A 2,431-nucleotide genomic window follows, 5' to 3' on the forward strand; every position below is an offset into this window, starting at 1 on the left:
CTCTGGCCCCCCTCCCCCATCCGGGTTAGACACCGCGCCCCACGCCATCTGCAGGACGCGACCGGATGATCGGCATCACGCAGCGCATCGCCACCGAGCTCGGCGTCGCCGAGGCGCAGGTGAGGGCGGCGGTCGACCTCCTCGACGGCGGCGCGACGGTGCCGTTCGTCGCCCGCTACCGCAAGGAGGCGACCGGGGCACTGGACGACGCGCAGCTGCGCACCCTGGAGGAGCGCCTCGGCTACCTGCGCGACCTCGAGGAGCGCCGCGCCGCCGTGCAGGACGCGATCCGGGCCCTCGGCAAGCTCGATGCGGACCTCGCCCGGAAGATCGCGGCGGCCGAGACCAAGGCGCGGCTCGAGGACCTCTACGCGCCGTTCAAGGTCAAGCGCCGCACCAAGGCGCAGATCGCCCGCGAGGCCGGGCTCGGGCCGCTCGCCGAGGCGCTGCTGGCGCGGCCGGACCAGGCCCCCGAGCAGGCGGCGAAGAGCTTCTCGGGCAAGGACGGCTTCCCCGACGTCGAGGCGACCCTGGAGGGCGCCCGCGCGATCCTGATCGAGCGCTTCGGCGAGGATGCCGAGCTGGTCGGCGGCCTGCGCGAGGAGACCTGGCGGCGCGGGCGGATGCGCGCCTCGGTGCGCAAGGGCAAGGCCGAGGCCGGGCAGAAGTTTGCCGACTACTTTTCGTTCGAGGAGCCGCTCGCCCGCCTGCCCTCGCACCGGATCCTGGCGCTGTTCCGCGGCGAGAAGGAGGAGGTGCTCGACCTAGACCTCACCGACGCCGAGACGCCGCCGCCCGGCCGGCCGGCCTGGCAGGAGGCGCGGATCGCCCAGACCTTCGGCATCGCCGAGGCCTTCGGGATCGCCGAGCGCGGACGGCCGGGCGACCGCTTCCTCGCCGAGACGGTGCGCAAGACCTGGCGGACCAAGCTGAAGCCGGCGATCGACACGGACCTGCGGGCCCGGCTCTGGGCGGTGGCGGAGGCCGGCGCGATCTCGGTCTTCGCCGGCAACCTGCGCGACCTGCTGCTGGCCGCGCCCGCCGGCGCGCGGCCGACGCTCGGGCTCGATCCGGGCTTCCGCAGCGGCGTGAAGGTCGCGGTGGTCGACGCCACCGGCAAAGTCGTGGCCACCGACGCGATCTTCCCGCACGAGCCGCGGCGCGACTGGAACGGCGCCCTGGCGACGCTGGCCAAGCTGTGCCGCGCGCATCGGGTCGAGCTGATCGCCATCGGCAACGGCACCGCCTCGCGCGAGACCGACAGGCTGGCCGCCGAGCTGCTGGGCAAGCACCCGGAGCTGACGCTGACCAAGGTGATGGTCTCGGAGGCCGGCGCCTCGGTCTACTCGGCCTCGGCCTACGCCTCGGCCGAGCTGCCGGGCCTCGACGTGACCCTGCGCGGCGCGGTCTCGATCGCGCGGCGGCTGCAGGACCCGCTGGCCGAGCTCGTGAAGATCGAGCCGCGGGCGATCGGCGTCGGGCAGTACCAGCACGACCTTGCCGAGGGGAAGCTGTCGCGCTCGCTCGACGCGGTGGTGGAGGATTGCGTCAACGGCGTCGGCGTCGACGTCAACGTGGCCTCCGCGCCGCTGCTCGCCCGCGTGTCGGGGCTGAGCGAGCGGGTGGCGGCCAACATCGTCGTGCACCGCGACGCCAACGGCCCGTTCCGCTCGCGCGCCGCGCTGAGGAAGGTCGCCGGCCTCGGGCCGAAGGCCTACGAGCTCGCCGCCGGCTTCCTGCGGATTCGCGGCGGCAGCGATCCGCTCGACGCCTCGGGCGTGCACCCGGAGGCCTATCCGGTGGTGAAGAAGATCCTGGCCGCCACCGGCCAGCCGATCGGCGCCCTGATCGGCAATGGGGGCGTGCTCAGGGCGCTGAACCCGCGGGCATTCGTCGACGCCACCTTCGGCCTGCCGACGATCGGCGACATCATCGCCGAGCTCGAGAAGCCCGGCCGCGACCCGCGCCCGGCCTTCCGCACCGCGACCTTCCAGGACGGCGTCGAGACGATCGCGGACCTGAAGCCCGGCATGCGGCTCGAGGGCGTCGTCACCAACGTGGCCGCGTTCGGCGCCTTCGTCGACGTCGGGGTGCATCAGGACGGGCTGGTGCACATCTCGGTGCTCGCCGACCGCTTCGTGAAGGACCCGCGCGAGGTGGTGAAGCCCGGCGACGTGGTGCAGGTCCGCGTCGTCGAGGTCGACCCGGCGCGCAAGCGCATCGCCCTGAGCATGCGCGCGGAAGACGGCGAGCGGCCGGCGCGCCGCGAGCAGGGGCGCCAAGACCAGGCACGCCAGGACCAGGCACGCCAGGAGCTTGCGGCGTAGCCCCCCCCGCCCCCCCCGGCGCCCCCCCCAGGAGCGAAATAAAAAAAACCCCCCCCCCCCCCCCGCCCGCCAGAACGAATAACGGATTGGGGTTAAAAAAAAAA

The 2,431-nt window shown here is 73.5% G+C and carries 1 protein-coding gene; it reads left to right on the forward strand.

The window, feature by feature from the left end:
* Window positions 1-65: 65 nt before the first annotated feature.
* Window positions 66-2,327, forward strand: a complete 2,262-nt coding sequence (locus FV223_RS25360) for a Tex family protein (protein WP_147729537.1) — start codon at window positions 66-68, stop codon at window positions 2,325-2,327.
* Window positions 2,328-2,431 lie beyond the last annotated feature (104 nt).

The sequence above is a fragment of the Methylobacterium sp. WL116 genome, from assembly GCF_008039455.1.
In the GTDB taxonomy this organism is placed as follows: domain Bacteria; phylum Pseudomonadota; class Alphaproteobacteria; order Rhizobiales; family Beijerinckiaceae; genus Methylobacterium.

Bases quoted from the DNA above. Each gene is read 5' to 3' on its own strand.
- FV223_RS25360 (WP_147729537.1), top strand. From the start codon at position 66: ATGATCGGCATCACGCAGCGCATCGCCACCGAGCTCGGCGTCGCCGAG.